Annotated in this window: 3 protein-coding genes; 1 reads left to right on the top strand and 2 read right to left on the bottom strand. The window is 67.4% G+C overall.

The genetic code is table 11. The features are described from left to right. A partial coding sequence (locus JWP28_RS18580; protein ID WP_299545275.1) for a peptidase S10 occupies positions 1–1,253 on the bottom strand: 1,253 nt, incomplete at its 3' end. A 118-nt stretch (positions 1,254–1,371) separates the two neighbouring features. Continuing rightward, entirely contained in the window at positions 1,372–1,977 is a 606-nt protein-coding gene (locus JWP28_RS18575; RefSeq protein ID WP_299545274.1) for a hypothetical protein, read from the bottom strand. A 730-nt stretch (positions 1,978–2,707) separates the two neighbouring features. On the opposite strand from JWP28_RS18575, the gene JWP28_RS18570 reads away from it, so the two are divergent. Beyond that, the gene (locus JWP28_RS18570) at positions 2,708–3,658 is read left to right on the top strand and encodes a hypothetical protein (RefSeq protein WP_299545272.1); all 951 of its coding nucleotides are present in this window, start codon (positions 2,708–2,710) and stop codon (positions 3,656–3,658) included. Positions 3,659–4,067: the final 409 nt, after the last annotated feature.

Raw genomic sequence — 4,067 nt, 5'->3', positions numbered from 1 at the left:
TAGCTGAGCGCGTTGAACCGGCCCTCGACCTTCCAGCCGACGACGCGGGTGTCGAAGTCGACCATGGCGCTGGTGGTCGGCGCGATGATGGCGTCGAGGATCGGGTCGCCCCGCTGGCCGTCCGGCGACCAGGGGAAGGGATCGTCCTGCGTCACGTTGCTATCGTAGACGCTGCCGATCTTGCCGCTGTCGCGGTAGAGTTCGCGGAGAAAGGCGCGGATTTCAATGCGCCCGCCCGAGCGCTTGACGAACGCCGGATCGAGGCCGGTGTAGCCGGTGACCTTGCCGACCAGCCGGTTGACCGCCTCGGGGTCGCGGCGGCCCTTCATCAGATCGGTGACGAATTCCCCGCGGGCGTAGTCCTCGACGTCCTTCATCTGCGCCGGCGAGAGGGGTTTGCCCTGGCGCTCGTAGTTGGCGGCGGCCATCGACGGCAGCGTCGTCACCCAGGTCATCGGCGAGAAGTTGGGCGCCTGGTCCATGGGCGGTTCGAGGTAGGGCGAGACCATCACCATGCCGTTCACGCCGACGCCGAGCTGGGTCTGCAGGAAGTAGGTGATGCGCGGGACGCGGTAGCCGCCGTAACTCTCGCCGGCCACGTACTTGGGCGACGCCATGCGGCCGTTCTTCAGCAGCCAGTCGTAGACGATCCGCGACAGGTACTCGATGTCCGGCTTGATCGAATAGAACCGCTTCTTCGTCTCGTCCTTGTCGACCAGCGAGCGCGAGAAGCCGGTGCCGACGGGGTCGATGAACACCATGTCGGTGACGTCGAGCCAGGTGCCCGGATTGTCCACCAGGCGGGAGGAATCCGAGGGGCTGTCGCCCTGGGCGCCGAACTGCACGCGCTTGGGCCCGATGGCGCCGAGGTTCAGGTAGACCGAGGCCGCGCCCGGGCCGCCGTTGAAGGCGAAGGTCACCGGCCGGTTCGGATCGCGGGGGCCGTCCAGGACATAGGCGGTGAACACCACCTCGGCGATCTTCTTGCCCTTCTCGTCGCGCACCGGCAGGGAGCCGACGGTGGCGGTGTAGCTGAGCGTCTTGCCGGCCACATGCGTCACCTGCTTGACGCTGGCGTCGGCCGGAAACGGCGGCAGCTCGATCTTGTCCTTGTCGCCTTTGTCGCCCTTGTCGCTCTTGTCCTTCGCGTCGGACGTGGTGGGCGGATCGTCAGCCGCCCAGGCCGCCGTCACCGCCGACAGCCCGAACGACAACGTCACAGCGGCCGCCGCCGCGATCATCAACTTGCGCATGCGCAGAATCCCCTACCGATCGCGCCAAATTGGGCAAGACCGGAGTGTCCGCAAGTTAAACTGGCGATAGATTTCGCGGGTCGGTGAAATGGAGCGCAAGCGCCCGTGCGAGGATGTTTCAGGCAGAGCTTCGCCAGGCCGTTGCTCCCCCCACCGGGGAGCTGTCCCGAAGAGACTGAGGGGGTCCGCTCAAAGCAGGCTGCTGCGAGTCCGCGGCGGAAGCCCCCTCCGTCGCCTTCGGCGCCACCTTCCCCAATGGGGGAGGAACTCGGAGCCCGAGGTCCCCGCAGATGCGCGCGATGTGCGCCGCCACCGGCTCCTGGCCGAAGCCTTCGTAGAGGGCTTCTTCGGAGACCAGGTCGTCGAGTTCGTCGATCAGCCGTTCGGCCTCGTCGTCCTCAGCCTCGGTCCAGATGCGGCGCTCGACGGCGGCGCGCACCTGGAGCTGGCGCCGCGACGCACCGGCCTCGTCCGCCCGCCTGCCCTCGGCCGCCTCGTCCCGCCCCTCCCGCCGGCGTTCGCGCCCGACCTTCGCCTGCAGGGCGACGGTCTGGCGAACGGCGCGCGAGACCCGGTTGAAGGCCAGGCTCAGGTCACAGACCGCCTTGGCGTCCTCCGCCGCGAGCAGCCGCGCCTGCACCTCCCGCGCCGCCGCCATGCCGAGCTCCAGCAGCTCGGCCAGGGCACGATCCTGCTGCTCAGTGGTTTCGGTCGCCGCGGACATGAACAAAACAAGAACCCAGACCAAGCCAGAAGTCAAGAAATCAGATCAGAATCTTTGGGTGTACCGCTTTCTGCCGACGGGCCAATGACCGTTCCCGACCCATAGTGGACGTCAGATCCTCCTCGCTATTCAGGACGGCCAGGACGCAGCGACCAGGGTTCTCCCTGATCTGGATTGGGTGCGCGGCAGGCTCGATCAGGATCAAGCAACCGACCGTCGAGAGGCACATCCACCGATAGTTCAGGAGAGGCGGCGCTACCCTCCCAGACCGCCCAGTGGTCGCCCTCGAGACGTGCGCGCCAGTCGTGATGTCCCCAGGCAATGCCAAGGCTCTCCGAATGCTTGCCCCACGACAAATAGCAGGCGTCGGCGCCTGCCCGGATCGCGTGATCCCGATCGACGTCGCCACGGAAGGTCGCGCATGCGGAAAAGAGCACGCCACTAGACAAGATGGACAGGAGGCTCAGCAAGCCGAGAAGCTGGCGCATGGAGCGAGGCTATGCGATCCACAACCGGGGTCAACGTCCGTTCCCCACCCCGTGCCGTCATTCGTGGGGTCCGGTTTCCGGCAGATCCCCGAACGTCCGGTTCATGGCGCTGAGACGATGACCAAGTTCGACCCCTAGCCGCCATTCGGAGAGTCCGCATACGGTGTGGTCAAGGTTGAGCTGGTCGGGGGCGCGCGTTGGAAGTTCACACTGCTAAGCCGTGGCGCGCGCGGCGCTCGTTTATGGGCCTGGCGGCCGGCCTGCTGCTCGCATTCGGCGGCGGCGGCGCCGGCCAGGCGCAACCCTATCGGGTCCCGCAGACCGCCTTCGGCCAGCCGGACCTGCAGGGGATCTGGAGCAGCATGTCGATGACCCGGCTGGAGCGTCCGCCCGGCGACCCGCTCACCTTCCCAATCAAGGCCGAGGAGGACGCCTACCAGGCCAAGCGACGGGCCGCGATCCTGGCGCGCCGCCAGAGCGATGTCTTCGGCCAGAACGCCGCCGAATGGCAGGAAGAGTTCCCGCTGGCGCGGATCGACGGCAAGCTGCGCACCTCCTGGATCGTAAGCCCGGCCGACGGTCAGCTTCCCTACCGGCCCGAGGCGCGGCGGCGGCTGGCGGCGATCAATGCCGCGCAACTTCGCCGGCCGGACAACCCGGAGGAGCTGAGCGGGTTCGACCGCTGCCTGGTGGGCGGCGTGGGCGCGGCCGGGCCGCCGATCCAGAACCCGTTCACGACCTCCGGCGGCACCCAGATCGTCCAGACGCGCGACGAAGTGGCCATCCTCGCCGAGATGAACCATGACGTGCGCATCGTGCGCCTGAACGCGCGCCACCAGCCGCCGGCCGTGCGGCAGTGGATGGGCGACGCGATCGGCTGGTGGGAAGGCGACACCCTGGTCGTGGAGACGACGAACTTCCAGCCGGGCGAAGAGAACCGCGCCGCCCACCTGCTCTCGCCGCAGGCCAAGGTGACCGAACGTTTCCGCCGCGTTTCGGCGAGCGAGCTGCGCTACGAGTTCGAGGTCGACGACTCGGCGACCTACACTCAAGCTTGGCGGGGCGAGATGCCCTTGCGGGCCGACAAGGGGCCGATCTACGAATACGCCTGCCACGAGGGCAACTACAGCCTGGCGAATATCCTGCGGGGCGCCCGTCGGGCCGAGAGCGACGAAGCCGCGGCCGCCAGGTAGTTACTCCGAAGTCCGCAATCCACCCTGCACGGTCATTCGTCGAGTCCGGTTTCGGGCAGATCTCTGGAAGTCCGGTTCATGGCGGCGAGCCCCATGACCGGGTTCGACCCCTACGTCCGCTCGCCACCCTTAGTCGAATCTCGGGAGGTCGGCAGAAGGCCGAAGCCGTCGTCGGCTGTTCAGCGAATCGTTTCCCTCTCCTTGGGAGCCGAAACTCGGCGCGTCCTGGTCTGGGCCTTGGGTTTTGGCAGGAGTCGGAAGCGCGTCTGGCACCACGCGAAGTCAACGCCCACATCGAGCAACGCATCGGAACGTCCGCATGGGCAGGCAAATTCCATGACCGCGATGACACGGTAGGTCTCTCCGGCTTGGAGGGGCACCGGCCTTCCCGTGGCATGGTTTGGGGCGG

Origin of the sequence: Phenylobacterium sp., assembly GCF_028290885.1 — a bacterium.
In the GTDB taxonomy this organism is placed as follows: domain Bacteria; phylum Pseudomonadota; class Alphaproteobacteria; order Caulobacterales; family Caulobacteraceae; genus Phenylobacterium.
The sequence above is the reverse complement of the archived record's forward strand: the minus strand, read 5'-3'. Positions and strand labels throughout refer to the sequence as shown.